The following is a 260-nucleotide window of genomic DNA, read 5'->3' on the forward strand; positions in this document are numbered from 1 at the left end:
CCCAACCCACACGTTACAACGTGCAAGCGCTAACCGCCTTTGTCGAGCAACTGTTCGTAAAAGCCGGTGCCGATAGCGAAGTCGCCCAAGTGGTCACCCGGGTGCTGCTCGAAGGCGAACTGCTCGGGCACCGCACCCATGGCCTGAACCTGGTCAGCCGTTACATCGATGGCATCCTCAGCGGGCAGGTCAAGGCCCGCGCACAGGCGCTGGAGCACGTGTCGGACAGTGGTATTTCCAGCGTGTTCGATGGCCACTAT

1 protein-coding gene is annotated in these 260 nt (G+C 61.2%); it reads left to right on the forward strand.

The annotated features are described in order from the left end of the window. Positions 1 to 260: Ldh family oxidoreductase (locus SB756_RS31740; protein ID WP_410913457.1), on the forward strand; the 260-nt coding region annotated here is incomplete at both ends.

It is taken from the genome of Pseudomonas sp. SIMBA_068, from assembly GCF_046534705.1.
GTDB classification, from domain to species: Bacteria; Pseudomonadota; Gammaproteobacteria; order Pseudomonadales; family Pseudomonadaceae; genus Aquipseudomonas; species Aquipseudomonas putida.